We start from the raw sequence: 20,785 nt of genomic DNA, 5'->3' as shown, positions 1-20,785 counted from the left end.
GGTGTAAAAGTCTTACCAAGACATTTTGACTCAGATTTATAATTTGTTCTTCATTTATTGGGGAGTAGTGAAGGGGACGATATCGATTCTGAAGAAACGAAGTGTTCGCATTTATCATGGGATTTTTCCATTTAGAAATGGGAATAAAAGAAATCCGAGGATAACAGCGATCAGAAGAACGATTCGTGACCGGAACGGCTACTCGCATAATATCAAGCACTTTATATCGAAATGAGTTAAATATGAAGGAGGAACTGGTCATGACAATGAAAGAAGGATTTTACTGGGGTGGCGCTACGGCTGCCAATCAATTCGAAGGTGGATGGAACCAGGGAGGCAAGGGGCCAAGCACGTCTGACATGATGACAGGAGGAACCCACACGATTCCACGCCGGATTACGCCTGTATTGGAAGAGGGCACGTATTATCCGAGCCATGAAGCGGTTGATTTTTACGGACATTACAAAGAAGATATTGCCATGATGGCAGAGATGGGCTTCAAAATGTTCCGCATGTCCATCAACTGGTCCCGGATCTATCCGAACGGTTATGATCTGGAGCCAAACGAAGAGGGATTGCAGTTCTACGATAATGTTTTTGCCGAGTTGAAAAAGTACAATATTGAGCCGCTCGTAACGATCTCCCATTATGAAACGCCATTCGGTCTGACACAGAAGTATAACGGCTGGGCTTCCCGTGAAGTCATCGACTGTTATATCCGTTATTGTACAACCCTCTTTAATCGATACAAGGATCAGGTCAAATACTGGCTGACGTTCAACGAAATCAACTGTCTGACGATGCCGATGGGTGCATATATGGCTGCAGGTATTCTGTTTGAAGGCAAAGAGACACTGGTCGACGGAGTGGATGATCCACAGACTCGTTTCCAGGCATTACATCACCAATTCGTCGCGAGTGCCAAAGCGGTGAAGCTGGGACATGAGATTAACCCTGATTTCCAGATCGGCTGTATGGTTGCGTTCATGACCACCTATCCAAACACATGTAACCCGGACGACATGTTGCTTGCACAGAAGAAAGACCAAATCTCTAATATGATCTGCGGTGATGTACAGGTTCGTGGCGCGTATCCTGGATTCGCCAAACGTTTCTTCGCCGAAGAAGGTATCCAGATCGAGATGCAACCGGGAGACGAGCAGACCTTGCGTGAAGGCTGCGTAGACTTCTACTCCTTCAGTTATTATATGTCTTTGGTTGAAAGTGCGGATGAGTCCCTTGAGAGAGCAGAAGGTAATCTGCTGGGCGGTATCAAAAATCCATATCTCGAAGCTTCCGACTGGGGTTGGCAGATCGATCCCAAAGGATTGCGTTACACGCTGAATCATCTGTATGATCGTTATCAGATTCCACTGATGGTGGTTGAAAACGGTCTGGGTGCTGTCGATGTGGTAGAGGAAGACGGCTCCATTCAGGATGACTATCGCATTGATTATCTGAAAGGTCACATTGAACAGATGAAAGAAGCGGTAGCTGACGGCGTAGATCTGATTGCCTACACCATGTGGGGATGTATCGACCTGGTTAGTGCATCCACTGGAGAGATGAAGAAGCGTTATGGCTTCATTCATGTCAACAAGGACAACGACGGTAACGGAGACTTGAGCAGAACACCGAAGAAGAGTTTCCACTGGTACAAAAAAGTCATTGAATCCAATGGTGAAGAGTTATAAATTGGCTAAAAAAAACCAGATCCGGCTGTTCCCTTAAATGGGACAAGCGGTCCATGTGGTCCTGAACGAGTTCAGGACTACAATATATGAATATAAAAATACCCGGCGATCCTTCAGTTAAGGAAAGCCGGGTATTTCTTTGTGTAGTTCCATAGCGGGCCGCCTAGGCCAGCCTTCTGCTTTGCAGATGGGACATGCGCTCCAAATGCCGCCGATAAAACCATATGCATGTGGAGAGCCAGCAACCACTCAAGAAGTATCCGCCTACGATATCACTTGGATAATGCACCCCCAAGTAGATACGACTTATACCAATGGTCAGTATAAATACGGCGCTGGCAACAATCATCAGCACACGTCCTGTGACGGTGGGTACATGTTTCCAGATTAGAAAGGCCAGTCCACCGTACAGGCTAAATGCTGCCATGGAATGCCCACTGGGGAAGCTATAGCCGCTCACTTCGATAATCCGGTTAATGGTAGGTCTGGCACGCTGGAATACCAGTTTGAGCAATGCATTTAACAGGGTTGAACCTGCGATCACACAAGCCAGGAAGAGCAGTTCGCGTTTTTGTCGCAGGCAAACGTATAACACAATCATGGCGATGATGGTAATGAAGACCACTGGCATTTCGCTGCCGATCCAGGTGAAAAGGTGCATGAATTGTGTCATACCAGGGGATTCCAACCCCTGAATCCATCCGATTAAGGTATCATCAAATCGATGAATTTGGTTGTCGCTGATGGACAGGGCGATGCTTATAAAAGCGATCATGCATAACGCTGCAACGAGCAGCGGGAAGGAGATATTCTTTTTCCAGTTGTGCATCAAATGTTGAGTTCCTCCGTGATGGTTGATTTCGTATGTTGTGTCCTTGTGTATCTCGGACATAACGATATTTGTATTGTGCTATAATTTTACAATAAATATAGCAGCAATAAAAATATGTAACCTTAACAACGGTTGTTCAAGCAGAGTATGTAGGAGGGGAGCGGTCGGAATGAAACGACGTTTGGTGATGTGCATGTTGATCTTACTGTTGGTTACGTCTGGGTTAGCTCTATTTCCCGGAGAGAAAGTGTATGCTTGCAGTTGTGTCGAGAGTGATGTTCAAGAGAGATTGAAGACAAACACAACTGTATTTACAGGAGAAGTGGTGAAGAAGGGACGTTCTCAACAGTCGAAGCATGATGGCTTATTAAGAGAGTATACCTTTGATGTAGATACTGCATGGAAGGGGGTTAATGCCAAAAAGATGAAAATCCTTGCGAGTGACGGAGGGTCTGAATCCTGTGGCATTCAATTTGAAAAGAATCAGTCCTACCTGATCTATGCTTATCAATATGAAGTGGATCATAAGCTACATACGAATCTGTGCAGTCGCAATGTTCCAATTGAACAAGCTGGAGACGATCTGAAATTGCTGGGTGCAGGAAAGGTTGTAAGTAAAGAAGATTTTGGAGAAACCAATGATGGTGGTGGGCGAAGTGGGCCTCTCTATCTCATCTTATATGGCGGAGTCATTGTATTAGCAGCATTGGCAGTACTGTGGCTCTGGAGACGAAAGAAAAGAATCTGATTGCCCAACGGAAAAAAAGCTAATCCCCGTACAGAACGTTAAGAAACATTGCCGTTCTATACGGGGATTTTCAGGAGTGGCGTCAAAATTGTATCCAATTGGAGTCGAGATTATCGATCCGATGGAACTAGTTCAGCTGCAACATGTATTCATAAGCTGTGACACCAAATACCCGTTTGAAATGTCGATTCAGATGGGTCAGATCGACGAATCCGCAATCGGCAACAGCAGCATAGACGTCCTTCTGCATTTCGATGGATTGACGGGCACGCTCTACTTTGCAGTTTAAGAAGAACTGGTAGGGGGATATGCCTGCTTGTGCTTTGAATTCACGGATAAATTGAAACTTGGACATGCCAAATTCGGAGCTCAGGTTGTCCAGCTTGAGCACATCTTCAGTGCTGCAAAACATGATTTCCTTGGCTTTGCGGACCAGGTTGTCCTGAGGCAACCAGAGCTTGGTGTCCATTTCCTTCTGAGCCAGCAGGTGAACCAGATCAAAGACCCGTTCGCTGCACTCGGCTTCGTTCTGTCTGAGTTGAACGGCATCGTTCAGCATCAGAATGTTACGTGCAAGCTCGGGGTCATAGACGATGGGACTTCCAAAACGCAATTCCTTTTTGCCTATAATCTCCTCTACTAATTCCGGCTTCAAATACAGCATCACATAGTCAATGCCAGCCTTATCATAGGAACTTCCATCATGGGACTGTTCACGGTTAAACAACATGACACCATTTTGGTGAGACGCCTGATATTGTCCGTCCAGGTTGTATTGTTGAATGCCACGCAGGGTTACGCCAACCGCATACTCTTCATGGCAATGTTTTTTGTATGCAAAATCAGTAAAGCTGGCGGATAGTGCCAGCACGTCTTGCGACTTTTTATAGTTAAACCGTTCCATGCAGCACACCTCCCAAGCTTTAGATCAATCCGGATACTATAATGGCTGAGTATAACAAAAAAAGTGCCATGAGAATACTCAGTAATTTTTGGTGGCGATTCAGCAACGTTCTGAAAACCGTGCCAAAAACAACCCAACTGGAATAGGCCAGAAATCCAATGAATGTAATGAGCACCACGAACAGAAACGATGAGAATGAACTTTGATAAAAGGGCAATACATAACTTGGAATGACAGTGAAAGTAAACAAGACCACCTTTGGGTTCACAAATTGCATGATGAAACCGTTCCAGAATCCGGTAACTTGTTTCGGTGCATCCTCGGTGGTACCCATCTTGTAGATCTGGTACGCCAGATACACCATGTACAGGCCGCCGACAATCTGCATCACCTTCAGAATTCCGGGTAATACTCCCGCAAGAAGCTGATTAAGAAAAGCTGAAGCGGTAAGCAGCAGACCAAATGCCAACGTAGCTCCCCAGACATAACGCATTGTTTTTCGTGCGCCAACGATCTGTGTAGAAGAAAGAATTACGATATTGCTGGGGCCGGGGGTAAATGTTACGACGATGCAGTAGATTAAAAAAGATGCAAGATTCATAAGGATGATGCTCTCCTCTGGTTGTAGTTTAGTTTCATGATCATACGTCCAAAGGGAGAAACCATATAGTACATTATTGCAGCGGGTGCATCGTTAGCAACAGGAGCTTGCTTTTAAAAGATACGAGGGAGTTTTCTTTTTGAATGATTGCGTTTACAATTTAAACGAAGTATAAGGTGATCAGACGACTTGAGGAAGTGAACGGAATGAAAAAAATGCTGCTTGTTTACATTTTGCTAATCTCAGCATTTGCGTTGTATGTATTGAGGTTTGAATACACCAGTCAGGTAAACAGTTCTTGGGAGGACCGGGGGCTGCGCGGTGATATCGGAGAGACGTATATCATGATTACATTCCAGTCCGGGCTGGAGTATTGGAAGAGCCCGCTCAAAGGTTTCGAGGATGCCGCGGATGCACTCGGCGTGACCGTAGAATATCGCGGGGCTACCCGGTATGATGCGAAGGAGCAGACCATGGTGATCGAGCAGGCTATCGCTCGTAAACCCGCAGGCATTGCTATATCTGCAATCGATCCTCAATCGTTAGTTCCAGCGATTAACAAGGCAATCGACGCAGATATCCCTGTTGTATTATTTGACGCGGATGCACCCGATAGCCAGGCCTATTCTTTTCTTGGGACAGATAATTACAAGTCGGGTGTAATGGCTGCCGATAAAATGGCTGAACTGCTGGGTCGTGAGGGAGAGGTCGCGGTATTAACCTTGCCTGGGCAACAAAATCATGAAGAGCGCACGAAGGGTTTCCGCGATACGATCAAGGAGAGATACCCTTCCATGCAGATTGTTGAAGTTGCAGACGGACACGGTGATGCGATGGTATCCAGAGACGAAACAATCAGAATGATGAAGGAACATCCCGAGCTGGCGGGAATTTTTGTGACTGAAGCTACCGGAGGGGCAGGAGCGGGGGAAGCTGTTCAAACTGCCGGGGACAGACATCCATTGCAGATTATTTCGTTTGATACAAACAAGACTACATTGGATATGATCAAGAACGGTACGATCTCAGCTACAATTGCACAGGGAACCTGGAATATGGGATATTGGTCACTCCAATATCTGTTCCATCTGCATCACCAATTAACGGTTCCTGCCCCTTCTTCATCCGGTGAAAATGCACCACTTCCCGTGATGGTAGACACAGGGATCTCTGTGGTAACACGCTCAGATGTGGATGATTACTATGCCAAATAACAAGGAAGATTTCAAGATTCCAAGGCCTTGGAGCAGGAGAGCAATTCTCTCCACTTTCAGGAACGGGATTCGGCGTTTACGCTTGCGTAATATGCCCCTTCGCTACCAGCTGATGCTGCTTTTTCTGTTATTCGCCATTGTACCTTCCGTAGGGCTTGGGTTGCTTGTGAACTGGACGGTGGAGCGCGTAGTTGAGCGACAGGTTGAAGGGCATACCATGCAACTGATTGGCAAAGTGAATGAAGCTCTGAACAGCAAAATGGAGAATTTGCAAAACATGACCTACCTGATTGCCTTTGACCCGTATATTGATGCTTTTATGGACGACAAAATGCCACCGAATGATGATGAAGGCATCGTACCAATGAACATGGACACCAATGCCGAAACGGAGCAAAATCGGTTATATGGCATCAAACAAACCTTGCAGGGGTTCACAACATTGTATCCTGAAATCGCCGGGATTGTTCTCGTCAATGCACATGGTGACTATATTAGCAACGAGATGTATCCCCGAGCGGAACAGAGCCTGATCCAGGAAAATTGGTATCAAAAAGCTTCGGCCAATCCGGGCATCTTCATGGTATTGGGTCAGCCGAAAGAGCGTAATCTCACGACACATGTACGGTACAAGAATGATGAGATTGTATCGGTTGCACGTTCCATAACGGATGAAGCGTCAGGACGTGTGCGGGGGGTTATTATGATTGATCTTAAACTAAGGTCGGTCTCTCAGGCTGCCCGTAATGTAACCTTGGGGAAATCCGGTTATGTGATGGTGACGGATGCAGAAGGTCAAAGTGTATACAAGCCGGAGCACCCGCTAATAGAACACATTCCCACAGACTGGTTCCCCTCCGGTGAGAGTGGAACATTTACCGCCGATACAGAAGGTGGAACATTATTATTCATGTATCAGTCGTCTACCTTTACAGGTTGGAGAACAGTAGGGGTATTTCCCACAAGAGACTCGATATCCGAAGTACGCCAAATCCAGTTTTACGTGGTTAGCTTTGTATTTGTGGTGTGTCTGTTTGGCCTGAGCGCCTCTTTATGGTTCTCCCGTTCCATTGCTCAGCCCATTTTCCGGCTCATGTCCTATATGCGCAGGGCGGAGACCGGCAATCTCAGACCAGGCCGCTGGAGCGATCGCGCTGATGAGATTGGCATGCTTGGCAACAGTTATAACCGAATGCTGGCACAGATTCGACAACTGATATCACTAAATGAATTGCGGGAGCGGCAGAAGCGCGACGCTGAAATGCGAAGTTTGCAGGAGCATATCAAACCACACTTTTTGTACAATACCTTGGATACCATTCATTGGATGGCACGCAAAGAGGGTGCAGAAGATGTATCCGGCATGGTTGGTGCGTTATCTCGATTATTTCGCATAGGGCTTAGTAAGGGACAGGATTACATTCCGCTGCATTCCGAGATTGAACATATGACCAGTTATCTGCAAATTCAGCAGACACGATACCGCGATCGTCTTCAGTATACATTGAATATTCCAGAGGAACTGCGGGACCTTTTGGTGTTAAAGCTGCTGCTTCAGCCCCTGATAGAGAATGCAATCTATCATGGAATCAAGGGCAGGCGTGGGCCGGGACACATTCGGGTGGAGGCCAGATTGGAACATAACAGACTGCTGCTGACCATTCATGATAATGGAGCAGGCATGTCCATCGAACGGCTTGCCGAGATGCAGCAGTTGCTCGAAGCTCCGTTGGCAAGTTTGGAAGCGTCTTCGCCTGGGATGACAGGCAAAAGTTATGGAATGTTGAATGTGCAGGCCCGTCTGCGGCTGTCCTTTGGCGATGAATACGGTATTGTGCTGGAGAGCCAGGAAGGTGAAGGAACGAGTGTGACCATCATTCATCCGTTGATGCGAGAGCTCCCACCAACCAAGCAAATCAATAACGAAGAGAGGCAGGAGAGTGAATGGGAAAATTCATGAAATCGGCCGTGACAACTTCCACTGAAACAGATGAGACATCCGCATTAACTACAGTAATGGAGATTATGCCGGATAGCCATGTGGCGAAGAAATACCGCGTGCTCATCGCTGATGATGAACCGATCATTCGTGAGGGGATTCGGGATGCCATTGACTGGGAAACTCTCGGGATGGAGGTTGTTGGTGAAGCGGAAGATGGCGAGGAAGCGCTGGAACGGGCGGCTGATTTGGGTGTGGATATTGTTCTCGTTGATATGAATATGCCATTTCTGAACGGAATCGAACTAATCCGTGCCCTTCAGCAGAAGTGTCCAGGCTGTCGTTACCTGATCATCTCGGGACATGATGAATTTGCATATGCGCAGGAGGCGGTTCGTCTTGGCGTAGAGGATTACATTTTAAAACCTGTGCAAGCAGAACAATTATATGCTGCACTTGAGCGATTGCATCAGCGACTTACTGAAGAGCACCAGAGGACGGCATATGTACAACAGGCAGCTCATCAGATTGAACGTAATATCCCGTTGCTTCGCCAGCGATTTATGCTGGAGTGGCTGGAGGGGCAGGCTGAAGGGAGGAATCTGACGGAGCAGCTTGTGTTTTTGCGGCTGCCCCCCGTCCCACCTGTGCAGATCGGGGTCGTACGCTGGCCTGCCGCTGAAGCTCGTCAGACGATACTGAGAGAGAATGATCGTCAGTTGTTTCTGTTTGCAGTGGAAAATATAATTAGTGAACTGCTGGGGGACGTGCCACATGTCCTGTTTCGGGACGTAAGCGGGTTGATCGGCATGTGTCTGTGGCAGGAAGCCCCTGAAGAAATAGAGTCCCTTCTGGAACAACAGATCAGTTCTTGCCTGAATATTGCCATTCATGCTCATGTGGAGACACATGCAGGGACACTGGAAGAAACGCCGGATACGTACCGTCATTGCCGTGAAAGGGTATTCGGGGAAGTACAGTTGTCGCCTCTGGTTCGCCGGGCAAGACAACTTATTCACGAAGAATATGCCGAGCGGGAACTGACCCTGGAATCGCTTGCTTCCCGTCTACAAGTATCTGCCGTATATCTTAGTCGTGTGCTGAAGAAAGAGCTGAATGATTCCTTTGTCACGCATGTCACGCATGCTCGCATTCGCAAGGCTATACAGTTATTAGATTCAACAACACTGCCGATCCACACCATAGCTGAGCGTGTAGGTTATGATACCCAACATTATTTCAGCACTGCATTTAAGAAAACAATGGGCATTTCACCAGTGCAGTATCGAAAGAACGGGGGGACAGCCTATCATCCTTCTGCGAATTAAATATCGTATTACAGTTATTCACTTAGACATGTGATAAATGAGATGGATGTGTTCTACTTCGTGTGAAGCGAAGTGGAGCATGTCCTTTTTTTTGACTCTGGAATGGTATCTCGTGGATCAAACTTATACTTTAAGCGTTTCCATCAAAAGTTAAATTTTTATAAAAAAGGTTCAAAACGTGCAAAGACCTTGCGGCATCTCGAATGCTACCATTAGTCTCAGATAGGAACAGCAAGCAACAGGATGCACTACATGTATTGTAAGCGTTATCTTATAACTCATTCAGAACCGTATGACGTGAGGAAAGGGGAACTTCATATGAAAAAAGGAGCAATGCTCATCTGGCTTCTGGTGATGACCTTGATGCTCTCGGCCTGCAATCTGGCAGAGAGTGGCCCAGGCAGCAAAGAAAAGGGATATGTCGGTATATCGATGCCAACCAAATCATCAGAACGATGGGTGGGAGACGGGGAGAATATGGTCCGTCTGTTTCAGGAGCAGGGGTACAAAACCGATCTTCAGTATGCTGAGGACGTGGTCGAGAATCAGATTTCACAGATTGAAAACATGATCACCAAAGGTGTGGATGTGATGGTGATTGCGTCCGTGGATGGCAACACATTAACGGATGTAATAAAGAAAGCGCATGACGAAGGGATACAAGTGATCTCGTATGATCGGCTCATTCGCAATACGCCATACTTAACCTATTACGCCACGTTCGACAATTTTAAGGTGGGTGTGCTTCAAGCCTCCTACATCGAACAAAAGCTTGGACTCAAGGATGGAAAAGGACCGTATAACATTGAGCTGTTTGGTGGCTCTCCTGATGATAATAACGCCTATTTCTTCTTCGACGGTGCGATGTCTGTCCTGAAGCCGTACATCGATTCCGGCAAGCTGGTCGTGCGCAGCAAGCAGATGACGATGGCTCAGATTGCGACCTTGCGCTGGGACGGAGCACTGGCCCAGTCACGGATGGATAACCTGCTGAGTGCGTATTACTCGGGTGATAATCTGGATGCAGTATTGTCTCCTTATGATGGAATCAGTATTGGTATCATTTCATCTTTGAAAGGGATTGGTTACGGTACTTCGAACAAACCGCTGCCCGTTATTACAGGACAGGATGCCGAACTTGCCTCAATCAAGTCCATTGTGGCCGGGGAACAGACGCAGACGGTGTTCAAGGATACACGGAAGCTAGCGGAGAAGACGGTAGAGATGGCCAATAGTATTTTGCAAGGAAAACAGGCGGAAGTTAATGATACAACATCATATAACAACGGAATTGAGGTTGTTCCGGCGTATCTCTTGGATCCCATCTCGGTGGACCGTACAAATGTGGAGCAGGATATCGTTGGTACACAGTATTACACGAAGGAAGAAATCGGACTGAAATAATAAATGAAAGGAGCACATCCCATGGCCGGAATCATTCTGGAAATGAAAAACATCACCAAAACCTTTCCTGGCGTCAAAGCGCTGGAAAATGTCAATCTGAAAGTCCGTGAAGGCGAAATTCATTCCATATGTGGTGAAAATGGCGCAGGTAAATCTACGTTGATGAAGGTACTGAGTGGTGTATATCCACATGGCACGTATGAAGGCGACATTTTATTTCAGGGCAAAAATTGTGAGTTCAAGGATATTAAGCAGAGCGAGGATCTGGGAATTGTCATTATCCATCAGGAGTTGGCCCTGATTCCCTACCTTTCAATCGCGGAAAATATATATCTGGGCAACGAGCGTGCGAGCAGAGGAATTGTCAACTGGAAGGAAACTTTTGTAGGTACACGGGAGCTGCTCTCGAAGGTGGGACTGAGCGAAAATCCAAACACGTTGGTATCCAGCATCGGGGTAGGCAAGCAGCAACTGGTCGAAATTGCGAAAGCGCTCTCCAAAAAGGTGCGGCTGCTTATTTTGGATGAGCCAACCGCTGCGCTGAACGAGGACGACAGTGAAAATCTGCTGCAATTGATGCTGGAATTCAAGAAACAGGGCATCGCCTGTATCCTGATCTCACACAAGCTGAATGAGGTATCCAAGGTATCCGATTCCGTGACCATTTTACGGGACGGTAAGACAATTGAGACGTTGGATATGAAGAACGAAAAAGTGACGGAGGACCGGATTATTAGCGGAATGGTAGGACGTGATCTCACTAGCCGTTATCCGGAGCGTCATGCCACCATTGGAGAAGTTATCCTTGAGGTAAAGGACTGGACGGTATATCACGAACATCATGCCGAGCGAAAAGTACTGGATCAGATCGATATGAATATCAGACGTGGTGAGATTGTAGGTATTGCTGGGCTGATGGGCGCTGGGCGTACCGAGCTTGCCATGAGTATATTTGGCAAATCCTATGGCCGGAATATTTCGGGTCAACTCATTAAGAATGGTAAACCGATCCACAACAATACCGTCACAGAGGCTATTCAGAATGGGTTTGCTTATGTGACAGAAGACCGCAAGGAATACGGACTCATTCTGATGGATGACATCAAGCGCAATATTTCCTTAACGGGTCTGAGCAAGCTGACGCGAAACGCAGTAGTGAACGAGCGTGAAGAAGTACTGGTGGCGGAAAAGATGAAGAAAAGCATGAACATCAAAGCACCAAGTATTTTGCAGAAGACCGGTAATCTAAGTGGAGGCAACCAGCAAAAAGTGGTGCTCAGCAAATGGATTTTTGCCGGACCAGATATTCTTATCCTGGATGAACCTACCCGCGGTATCGATGTGGGAGCGAAATTCGAAATCTATACGATCATTCATCGGCTTGCTGCTGAAGGCAAGGGCGTACTGGTAATCTCATCCGAGCTTCCGGAGGTTCTTGGCCTGTGTGACCGGATCTATGTGATGAATGCCGGACGAATCACCGGTGAAGTCAGCCGGGAGCAAGCATCGCAGGAAACGTTGATGAGATATATGACCAAGTCTGGAGGCGGCAAGCATGGAAATGATAACAAAACTGTTCAAAAATAATATCCGTCAATACGGCATGATTATTGCCCTGGTAGTGATTATGCTTTTGTTCGAGGTACTTACAGGCGGGCTGTTGCTCAAGCCGATTAATATTACAAATTTGATTTTGCAGAACAGTTACATTTTGGTGCTGGCGATCGGAATGGTGCTGGTCATCATTACCGGGCATATTGACCTGTCTGTTGGTTCCATTGCAGCCTTTGTTGGTGCCGTTGCCGCGATTATGATGGTTGATTGGCAGCTTCCGGCTTGGCTTGCAGTCATCGCTTCCTTGCTGGTTGGTGCTTTGATCGGTGCATGGCAAGGCTTCTGGATCGCTTATGTGCGGATTCCGGCATTTATCGTGACGCTGGCAGGTATGCTGCTGTTCCGTGGCTTGACGATGATCGTGCTGGAGGGGCAATCGATCTCTCCTTTTCCAGGTGGTTTCCAGAAAATAAGCTCTGGCTTCTTGGCGGACATTCAATTCTCAGGTTTCGGTCTAGTGTCTATCATTGTGGGTCTTGTGCTCACCGTTTGGTACATTGTCAATGAACTGCGGGAACGCCGTTCCCAGCGAAAATATGGATTCGAGGTCGTGTCAAAGGGACTATTTTTGCTCAAGTTGATTGTGGTGGCTGTTGTGACAAATCTGTTTACGTTTGTACTCGCAAGTTATGCAGGTATTCCAAATATCCTGGTCCTGCTGTTTGTCCTGATCGTTGTGTACTCCTTCGTTATGAATCGTACTGTCATGGGACGGCATGTGTATGCGCTTGGAGGTAATGAGAAGGCCGCAGGCCTGTCTGGAGTCAAAACAAAAAAGGTAACCTTCTGGGTTTTCGTGAACATGGGTACACTTGCCGCGGTATCCGGGTTGATCTTCGCCGCACGTCTGAATGCAGCTACGCCAAGAGCGGGTACCAACTTCGAGTTGGATGCCATTGCGGCCTGCTTCATCGGTGGTGCTTCCGCTTCAGGGGGCATAGGTACGGTATTTGGTGCCATCATCGGTGGTTTGGTTATGGGTGTGCTGAATAACGGGATGTCCCTGATTGGTCTCGGTATTGACTGGCAACAGGGGATTAAGGGATTGGTACTGCTGCTCGCTGTAGCGTTTGATATCTATAATAAAAATAAAAGATCAGCGTAACACTTGGTAAAATGAAAAAACAGACCTTGATCTCAGGATCAGGTCTGTTTTGCTGTATGCACGACTTAGTTACATTAAGGCATCGAGGAAACGTGTGGCGATGCCAAAATAGATAAACAGGGACAAGATATCATTCAATGTGGTGATTAACGGGCCAGAGGCAACAGCCGGGTCGACTTTGAAACGACTAAGCAGAAGCGGGATGCATGTACCGGTCAGTGTACCAATGACCAGAGTGAGGAACAGAGATACCCCAATAATGGCGCCCAGCAACCAGTCCCCTTGCCAGAAATAAGCGATGACGGTGATCAGTAATCCACATACCAAGCCGATCATTATGCCTACCTTGATCTCCCGACCAATCAGTGCGAGTACGGTGGCTTTGTCGAGCTTGCGTCCGATCAGTCCGCGTACCACAACAGCCAGAGACTGCGTTCCTGTGTTACCGGTCATACCTGCGATCATCGGCATGAAAAATGCCAATGCCACAACCTGATTGAGTGTATCCTCGAAGAAATCCACAATACTTCCCGAGATTAGACCAATCAATAGAAGCAAGATGAGCCAGGGAAGCCTGCGTCTGACGGCCACGAGTGGTTTAGTATCAAAGTCGATATCCTTGCTGCCGCCCCCCATCTTGGCCAAATCTTCACTGGCTTCATCCATAATAATATCGATGACATCATCCATCTGAATGATACCGCATAACCTGTGATTTTCATCCACCACCGGAAGTGCAATAAACTCATAACGCTGTAGAAGTTGTGCTGCTTCTTCCTGGTCCATATCTACAGTTGCATGGATCACCCGCCGGGTCATCAGTTCTTCAACCTGGGTCTTATCGTCAGCCAGGGCAAGGGATCGATAACTCACGACACCGACCAGTTTGCCTTCATTATCGGTTACATAGAGATAACTGGAGGCTGAGATATGCATGGTACCTTGCGATTGTCGTAAGGCTTCCTTGGCTGTCTCATGAGCGAGCAGGGTCCGATATTGATCTGTCATGATGCGTCCTGCCGTTTCCGGCGGGTAATTAAGCACGGATCGGATAATGGCAGAGTGATCCAGGTTCATATTGGACAGCAATTCTTCTCTGCGTTTGGCAGGCAAATCGTGCATGAATCGGATCAGATCACTTTTGTCCATCTGCTGCATGACTTCAAGTGTTCGTTCCGGCCCAAGTCGTTCAAACAGTTGAATCTGTTCGTGTAGCTTCAAGGTCTCGGCGAGATCCGCCAGAGCATCGGGTTTGAACAGGAGCAAAAACCGATTGGTTTCTTCTTCAGGGAACTTTTTATATACAAGTGAGAGGTCGTAGGGATGCAGTTCTTTCACCAATTTATAGAAATCGGGAAGGTTCCGGGATTGTACATGTTGCACGAGTTGTTCGGTGATCTCCTCCACGGAGAAATCTTTCTTGGTATGAGGTCCGTTCATATCGACACTCCTTTCTATTCGGTCAGCTTCATATTTTTAAACGAAATGGGTTGGGAATTAAACAAATGGAGAAAAAATGAGAGTCCCAAAATGATATTGTAATCTTGCTCAAACATTCGATATGGGCTTACAAACAGCCACTTCAAGGATATACTTGTTGTACAGCAACAGACAAGGAGGACATGCGCTAGTGGAAGTAGATATCAGAACACAATTGCTCAGCATGGTTGAGCCGGAGTATCAAAAATTCTCGGCCGCACTTATTCCCAACATCACGAATGTACTTGGTGTAAGGCTGCCAGCCTTACGAAAAATTGCCAAGCAACTTGCCGCCGGGGACTGGCGCACGTATCTGAAAACGGCAGAGGATGAATATTTTGAAGAAGTGATGTTGCAAGCGATGGTCATTGGGCATGTACAGGCTGATCTGGACGAACTGTTAAAGGCTATTGAAACATTTGTACCGAAGATTGACAACTGGTCGGTGTGTGACAGCTTCTGTGCTGGACTGAAATATACGAAGGTTCATTCGGAGCCCATGTGGGCGTTCTTGCAGCCGTATCTGAGATCTGATCAGGAATATGAAATCCGGTTTGGTGTGGTAATGCTGTTGAATTTTTATCTGAATGAGCGATATATCGATCAGGTTCTATCTGCATTGGATCAGATTAGGCACGAGGCGTATTATGTGAAAATGGCAGTGGCTTGGGCCATCTCAATGGCTTATGTGAAACAACCTGAGGTGACTATGCGATATTTGAACCATAATACCCTGGACGATTTTACGTATAATAAGGCACTTCAGAAAATCACGGAATCTTATCGCGTGGATCCAGAGAGCAAGCAGATGATCCGCAGTATGAAACGTAAGGTGAAGAAGCAGATTACCTCCTAGTTCTAGCATTAAGCATTCCACCAGGGAGAGGGCGGTAAACGAATGAGAAAAAAGTTGATGTACACCACGATGCAGTTGGACGGTCGTCCATGGGTGCTGCTCGCTACGGAACAGGGATTGTGCCGAGTGGTCATGCCCAACGAAACACTGGAAGACTGGAACGGCTGGTTACAGAAAGTTGCACCTGGCGTGGAACTGGAAGAGAACGAGCATGCGCTGAAACAAACAGGCATGGTGGACTGGCTGCAGTCCTACTTTGCAGGGGAACCGATGGCTTATACAGATGCAATCCCACTGGACTTGATCGGAACGAACTTCCAGCAGGAGGTATGGAGAGAGCTAGGGCGTGTGCCTTACGGTGAAATTCGGACCTATGGTGATATAGCTACTGCGATTGGAAGACCATCGGCTGTGCGAGCGGTTGGGGCTGCAAATGGGGCCAATCCAATTCCGGTTCTGCTACCCTGCCACCGCATTATCGGGGCTAATCGCAAGCTGACCGGGTTCCGTGGAGGCCTAGAGATGAAGCGCAGATTGCTGGATATTGAACAGATTGAAGGCGTGACCGATGGAGGACATGCGCGGTTTCATTTTTAATAGACTCGCGTAATCAAGAAGATTAAGGTGAGTGGACGGGGCAGGCACGTATTGTGCCTGTTTTTTTACATGTATTAAGTAGAGTAATACAAACGTTCCGCATATGGAACACCAACGTTTTACGTATTTTTGCCCTGTGAAACCGTATGGTACCATGGATCATAGATCAATCTGTATCCGGGGGACGTAATGCCGGGTAAGAAAAGAGGGATGACATGATGAAGCAGGCTTATTGGTTAACAAACGTGACTGTGGAGCGGGGTTATGTTCGGGAGGGAGAACAGGTGACGGGGACACGGACAAGCCCCGCTCATCTGCGGATTAAAGATGGAGTGATCGCGGAGATTGTGGAAGGAAACAACCCGTTATCTAGGGATCTACCACAAGTAGATGGCAAGGGACTTCTGCTGTTGCCTTCGTTCGAGGAGGCACATATTCATCTGGATAAAACTTACTACGATGGGCCGTGGACAGCCGTTAAGCGTATCTCCAGTATTTTCGAACGTATTGAAGAAGAGAAGGTTCTGTTGCCCAAGTTGTTACCAGATGCCAAGCGTCAAGCGGAGAGTATTCTGACCTTGATCCAGGGGTACGGCTCCACTCATGTTCGTAGTCATTGCAATATTGAACCCGTCAGTGGCTTGAAAAGACTGGAAGCGACGCGGCAGGCTCTGGAATCATTTTCGGGCAAAATCGCTTCGGAGATTGTGGCTTTCCCGCAGCATGGACTGCTTCGCTCCCATTCAGTGGAGCTTATGGGCCAAGCGATGAAGGAAGGTGCAACGCATGTGGGCGGACTTGATCCTCATACGGTGGACGAACAGATCGAGAAATCACTGAACGCCATGGTTGAACTGGCTGTTCAGCACCAGGCGGGCATTGATATACATCTGCATGATGGCGGGCAGGCTGGCAAACAAACGTTGTTGGAACTCGCAAATCTGACCGAAGCAGCAGGGCTTCAGGGTAAAGTTACGGTCAGTCATGCGTTCTGGTTCGCCCGCGCAGAGCAGCAGGAAGCAGAAGATATGGCGCAGCGAATGGCCTCGCTTGGGATGAGCATTGCTTCCACGGTGCCCATTGGCAGAACGATGATGCCTCTTCCCATGCTCCACCGTATGGGTGTGAACGTGAAGCTGGCCACAGACAGCCTGACGGATCACTGGTCTCCTTTTGGCAATGGGGATATGCTTGAGAAAGCGGGACGATTCGCAGAACTGTACGGATATAGCGACGAACTGTCCTTGTCTCAATCTTTGGCATGGGTAACAGGCGGTATTACACCGCTGGATTCACAAGGGGAACAAGTCTGGCCGAAGGTAGGCGACACCGCGAGTTTTGTATTGGTGCATGCGAGTTGTTCGGCGGAAGCTGTTGCGCGGCGATCTGCGCGGCAGGCCGTATGGTACAAGGGGCAATTGGTCAGCGGATCAACAGCGGATTGAGGAAAATAGAGCGGGTGCAGCCACGGGAAACCGTGGTTTTTTGGCATGGGAGAAAAAGAGGAAAGAACTGTTCGCATATACCACATTTTGGGTTATGATGGACGTAGTTAATGAAGGGAGTATTACAAATGAAGATTGAGTATGCAACTGAAGCTGACTACGATTATATCATTGAAAGAGATCGGCATATCCATCAGCCACTTGTGAAAACGAAGATTAGTGAGAAAGAAATATTCATCCTATGGGACGAGGACGAGGGATCAAGAGTTGGATGGATGAGGTACGGGTACTTTTGGGATAACCTTCCCTTCATGAATATGATCTGGATTGATGAACCCTATCGAAACGGCGGATATGGCAAAAAAGTGGTACATCACTGGGAAAATTTAATGAAGCAACAAGGCTTTGATACGGTGATGACTTCAACGCAATCAGACGAACATGCCCAACATTTCTATCGAAAGCTGGGGTATGTTGATGCAGGGGCTCTGTTGCTGGATACACAACCTTTGGAGATTATATTGATCAAGAAAATCTAGTAAATAAGCTGCAAGGAGAGAGGATTGTGGGTATGGAGCAAGTGACGTTACGACCTATAACCAAAGAAAATGAACTTGAGTGCATCCACCTTAAACCACGGGAAGATCAGCTAGATTTGGTAGCTAGCAATGCGGATTCATTGATTCATGCGACGAAGGAGATTACGTCCAAACCATACGGCATTTTGGCAGAGGATCAGATGGTTGGTTTTATTTTATTTGATAACGAGATCTACAATGACGGGTATTACTGGATTCTGCGCTTCATGATTGATGAGAAGTACCAGGGGAAGGGTTACGGCAAACTTGCTATTCAAGAAGTGGTTCGTATGTTGCAAGAGAGAAGTGACTGCCAGCAAATCAGGGTATCCCATGTTCCACATAACATTGCGGCAAATGCGCTGTACAAACGTTGCGGATTTCAGGACACGGGAGAGTTTGAAGACAACGGTGATATCATTTTAAGTTTTCAAGTGAGGTAATAGGGAGGGTAAGCTTGATGATAAGAGAGGCAGAAGCTAGGGATGCAGCGGTTATTGAAAGGCTGTATAAAGAATTATTGCCGAACAACTTAAACACGAAGGTACTGGCAGAACGGATTGAAGAGGTTCGGAATAACCCAAACAGTTTCTTGTTGGTGTATGAACTGGGTGATCAGGTGATCGGTACGGCTCATTTACATATTTGTCTGGATGCTTTGGTGGAAAATAGACCATTCGGCGTAGTTGAACGGGTTATCATTACGGAACATGTGCAGAGCAAGGGATATGGATCTGAATTGATGAAACATATAGAGCATGTATGTGTGCAGAAAAATTGTGTGAAGGTGTTTCTTACGAGCGGATCATCCAGAAACGAAGCACATCACTTTTATACGAAATTGGGGTACAACGGAGAATCCAGCAAGGCATTTAAAAAGTATTTATAACTTATAACATTCATCAAGGAAAAGGAAGTAGAAGCAAAGAAATGAAAGATAACAAACATCCAGTTCAAGATCTCCGATTCATCGTTACTTTGCTCGTGGCTACTTTATGTTGTTTAGGTGTTGTGATGTATTTACGTGCCCAATCAGATACGAATATGTATCGATTTTTAAGTTGGGACATGTTCCTGGCATGGGTACCATTCATCATCTCATCCTGCATTAGATACATATTTAATAAGAAATTAACCACAACGAGCATGATATGTATGGGGCTGATGTGTGGAGTATGGCTCTTTTTTCTGCCCAATGCGGCCTACCTTTTTACGGAGATTCTGCATTCATTCAGATATTTTGATGCTCAAGGGGAGGTTAGATTTTGGGTTAATATTGATTTTTGGTATGGACTCACCCTGACGTTTGCCGTAGCGATCATCGGATTGCTGCTCTCGACTTGTTCGATCATTCAGCTCCACGGCATGTTAAACAAATTAGTAAATAAGTACATTAGTATGATGGTTGTCGGTGTTATTTTGCTATTGAGCAGTATAGGGGTCTACATTGGGAGATTTAATCGGTGGAATTCGTGGGATATATTATCCCGACCTTGGAAGATCTTCGTGGATCTTGTGAATGATTTTAATGCAGCGAACAGCATAATGGTTGAGTTTGTTGCCATTGTATTTACGGTTCAACTTTTTGGATACGTTATCGTATCTTTGCTAACCGGAAAGTTGGGCAACTAATTATTCCATTTGAAAGGGTAAAGGAGGCAATATCACACGATGGGTAATCTTAATTTTATTGATAAACTTCCTCACATTAGTGAATGCAAACAGATTCTAAAGGCAGCAGCTATGCTGGATGCCATTTTGATGCCGGAATGGGAGTACAGGTATTACTCGTATAATTCCCAGTGGGACACGAATGAGCAAATGGCATCGATGAGAGATGGGCAAGGCGATCATTATTTTGCAATATTCAGTCCGAATGGGCTGATTATTAAAGGCTTTGATAAAGAGTATACACTTCAGCATAAGGTTGATAGGAGTGAGGTGGTAAAAAGCGTTCCAGAAGCATTTAATACTTTTGTGGTAGAGCCGGCATTTGTAATGGATCAGACGACGTTCTGTATCTGGAGTGTGGCGGATCAGGAAGGGTGGGCTACGGGCACGGAGCTTGGGGATCATGAATACGAACTGTTAGAGATTTTGGTAGGCGGCGCGAAATATTATCATGATTGGGCACAGGATTACTACGAGATAGCGTTGGATATCAATCTGGTTGAACAGGTATTTGATATGAAGCCGATCGATGAGGTCTTACTACAGCAATTAAATGATGAACTGAAATTAAGTGATATCGAAGGTGAAATTGCAGAAATTGGATACCCGGATAAGGATATGAAGGTGTGAAGGCGATAACCCAGGAAATCACGGAAGAATTATTGGCTGTGATGGATATGTACCAAGAATCGCGCGGCAATTGATCGACCAACTGATATTGGAAACCGATCAGCCTGATCGGGCGGAAATTCTCGAAGGTGCGTACCATTTGCTGA

The 20,785-nt window shown here is 46.6% G+C and carries 20 protein-coding genes; 16 read left to right on the top strand and 4 right to left on the bottom strand.

Annotated elements, in window-relative coordinates; genetic code table 11:
- Positions 1-260: 260 nt before the first annotated feature.
- Positions 261-1,694, top strand: a complete 1,434-nt coding sequence (locus tag MHI55_RS23875; protein ID WP_036617092.1) for a glycoside hydrolase family 1 protein — start codon at positions 261-263, stop codon at positions 1,692-1,694.
- A gap of 163 nt (positions 1,695-1,857) precedes the next feature.
- Here the strand turns inward: MHI55_RS23875 and MHI55_RS23870 are convergent, their stop codons facing one another.
- Positions 1,858-2,523, bottom strand: coding sequence for a phosphatase PAP2 family protein (locus MHI55_RS23870; protein WP_340390641.1), 666 nt, complete (start codon positions 2,521-2,523; stop codon positions 1,858-1,860).
- Positions 2,524-2,695: 172 nt separating this feature from the next.
- On the opposite strand from MHI55_RS23870, the gene MHI55_RS23865 reads away from it, so the two are divergent.
- Entirely contained in the window at positions 2,696-3,274 is a 579-nt protein-coding gene (locus MHI55_RS23865) for a hypothetical protein (RefSeq protein WP_340387256.1), read from the top strand.
- A 127-nt stretch (positions 3,275-3,401) separates the two neighbouring features.
- On the opposite strand, the gene MHI55_RS23860 is transcribed toward MHI55_RS23865, so the two are convergent.
- On the bottom strand, positions 3,402-4,178 hold the full coding sequence (locus MHI55_RS23860) for an AraC family transcriptional regulator (RefSeq protein ID WP_340387254.1): 777 nt from the start codon (positions 4,176-4,178) through the stop codon (positions 3,402-3,404).
- Positions 4,179-4,197: 19 nt separating this feature from the next.
- Positions 4,198-4,779, bottom strand: coding sequence for a LysE family transporter (locus tag MHI55_RS23855; RefSeq protein WP_036617102.1), 582 nt, complete (start codon positions 4,777-4,779; stop codon positions 4,198-4,200).
- Positions 4,780-4,985: 206 nt separating this feature from the next.
- Between MHI55_RS23855 and MHI55_RS23850 the strand changes: the two genes are divergently transcribed.
- From MHI55_RS23850 to mmsB, 6 genes are all read left to right on the top strand, one after another.
- The gene (locus MHI55_RS23850) at positions 4,986-5,993 is read left to right on the top strand and encodes a substrate-binding domain-containing protein (protein WP_076252891.1); all 1,008 of its coding nucleotides are present in this window, start codon (positions 4,986-4,988) and stop codon (positions 5,991-5,993) included.
- 91 nt (positions 5,994-6,084) lie between these two features.
- Positions 6,085-7,953 (top strand): sensor histidine kinase, encoded by a 1,869-nt coding sequence (locus tag MHI55_RS23845; protein ID WP_076252996.1) that lies wholly within the window; start codon positions 6,085-6,087, stop codon positions 7,951-7,953.
- Positions 7,954-8,009: 56 nt separating this feature from the next.
- Positions 8,010-9,260, top strand: coding sequence for a response regulator (locus tag MHI55_RS23840; RefSeq protein ID WP_340390639.1), 1,251 nt, complete (start codon positions 8,010-8,012; stop codon positions 9,258-9,260).
- Positions 9,261-9,578: 318 nt separating this feature from the next.
- Complete coding sequence (chvE, locus tag MHI55_RS23835; protein ID WP_076252890.1) at positions 9,579-10,664, top strand: multiple monosaccharide ABC transporter substrate-binding protein; 1,086 nt, start codon at positions 9,579-9,581, stop codon at positions 10,662-10,664.
- A 21-nt stretch (positions 10,665-10,685) separates the two neighbouring features.
- Positions 10,686-12,251, top strand: coding sequence for a multiple monosaccharide ABC transporter ATP-binding protein (mmsA, locus tag MHI55_RS23830; RefSeq protein ID WP_076252889.1), 1,566 nt, complete (start codon positions 10,686-10,688; stop codon positions 12,249-12,251).
- Positions 12,220-13,383, top strand: a complete 1,164-nt coding sequence (gene mmsB / locus MHI55_RS23825) for a multiple monosaccharide ABC transporter permease (RefSeq protein WP_036617110.1) — start codon at positions 12,220-12,222, stop codon at positions 13,381-13,383. The genes mmsA and mmsB overlap by 32 nt, the downstream gene beginning before the upstream one ends.
- A 69-nt stretch (positions 13,384-13,452) precedes the next feature.
- Here the strand turns inward: mmsB and mgtE are convergent, their stop codons facing one another.
- Positions 13,453-14,823, bottom strand: a complete 1,371-nt coding sequence (gene mgtE, locus MHI55_RS23820) for a magnesium transporter (RefSeq protein ID WP_051447459.1) — start codon at positions 14,821-14,823, stop codon at positions 13,453-13,455.
- A 190-nt stretch (positions 14,824-15,013) separates the two neighbouring features.
- Between mgtE and MHI55_RS23815 the strand changes: the two genes are divergently transcribed.
- The 8 genes from MHI55_RS23815 (at position 15,014) to MHI55_RS23780 (ending at position 20,639) form a co-directional block, all read left to right on the top strand.
- Positions 15,014-15,718, top strand: coding sequence for a DNA alkylation repair protein (locus MHI55_RS23815; RefSeq protein ID WP_036674451.1), 705 nt, complete (start codon positions 15,014-15,016; stop codon positions 15,716-15,718).
- Between the two features lie 42 nt (positions 15,719-15,760).
- Positions 15,761-16,315, top strand: a complete 555-nt coding sequence (locus MHI55_RS23810; RefSeq protein WP_315938494.1) for a methylated-DNA--[protein]-cysteine S-methyltransferase — start codon at positions 15,761-15,763, stop codon at positions 16,313-16,315.
- Positions 16,316-16,533: 218 nt separating this feature from the next.
- Positions 16,534-17,760 (top strand): amidohydrolase, encoded by a 1,227-nt coding sequence (locus MHI55_RS23805; protein WP_340390637.1) that lies wholly within the window; start codon positions 16,534-16,536, stop codon positions 17,758-17,760.
- Positions 17,761-17,888: 128 nt separating this feature from the next.
- Positions 17,889-18,299 carry a GNAT family N-acetyltransferase gene (locus MHI55_RS23800; protein ID WP_047843998.1) on the top strand — a complete coding sequence of 137 codons (411 nt, stop codon included), beginning with the start codon at positions 17,889-17,891 and terminating at the stop codon, positions 18,297-18,299.
- A gap of 32 nt (positions 18,300-18,331) precedes the next feature.
- On the top strand, positions 18,332-18,781 hold the full coding sequence (locus MHI55_RS23795; RefSeq protein ID WP_243391457.1) for a GNAT family N-acetyltransferase: 450 nt from the start codon (positions 18,332-18,334) through the stop codon (positions 18,779-18,781).
- Positions 18,782-18,798: 17 nt separating this feature from the next.
- A complete protein-coding gene (locus MHI55_RS23790) occupies positions 18,799-19,227 on the top strand; it encodes a GNAT family N-acetyltransferase (protein ID WP_207765597.1) in 429 nt (142 codons plus the stop codon).
- A 41-nt stretch (positions 19,228-19,268) separates the two neighbouring features.
- Positions 19,269-19,970: a DUF1361 domain-containing protein gene (locus MHI55_RS23785; RefSeq protein WP_340387252.1), complete on the top strand. Its 702-nt coding sequence runs from the start codon at positions 19,269-19,271 to the stop codon at positions 19,968-19,970.
- Between the two features lie 39 nt (positions 19,971-20,009).
- Positions 20,010-20,639: a hypothetical protein gene (locus MHI55_RS23780; RefSeq protein ID WP_340387250.1), complete on the top strand. Its 630-nt coding sequence runs from the start codon at positions 20,010-20,012 to the stop codon at positions 20,637-20,639.
- Positions 20,640-20,785 lie beyond the last annotated feature (146 nt).

This window comes from Paenibacillus sp. FSL E2-0151, from assembly GCF_037993015.1.
GTDB classification, from domain to species: Bacteria; Bacillota; Bacilli; order Paenibacillales; family Paenibacillaceae; genus Paenibacillus; species Paenibacillus amylolyticus.
This window is presented reverse-complemented; position numbering and strand designations above follow the sequence as displayed.